The sequence below is a fragment of the Pseudomonas sp. SIMBA_041 genome, assembly GCF_046535095.1.
GTDB classification, from domain to species: Bacteria; Pseudomonadota; Gammaproteobacteria; order Pseudomonadales; family Pseudomonadaceae; genus Aquipseudomonas; species Aquipseudomonas mucoides.
Genome location: NZ_JAWRXJ010000113.1, coordinates 1 through 333, shown reverse-complemented (window position 1 = coordinate 333; position 333 = coordinate 1). Strand labels below are relative to the sequence as shown.

Here is a 333-nt window from a genome sequence, read left to right as displayed (position 1 = left end):
ACCGGGTTGGCGATCAGTTGGACCGACTGTTGCTCCAGTTGCTGGTGGTTTTCCGGGTACCAGCTGTCACTGCCGATCAGTACACCGAGGCGCCCGGCGGGGGTTTGCAGGACCTGCAGCGGGTGCTGGCGGCCATCATGGATGTAGCGGCGCATCTCGCTGTCTGGGTACTGCTGGCGCTGGGGCTGGCCCAGCAGCGAGCCGTCGCCGGCAAACACCACGCTGCTGTTGTACAGCGGGCCACTGCCGGCGTGCAGCACGCCCTGTTTGACATAAGGGGCAGGGAGCACGATAGAGCCAGCCACCAGGGTTACCCCAAACTCCTTGGCCAGG

1 protein-coding gene is annotated in these 333 nt (G+C 65.2%); it reads right to left on the bottom strand.

All coding sequences use genetic code 11. The features are described from left to right. On the bottom strand, positions 1-333 hold a 333-nt coding region (locus SB725_RS30480), incomplete at both ends, for a nitrilase-related carbon-nitrogen hydrolase (protein WP_410923071.1).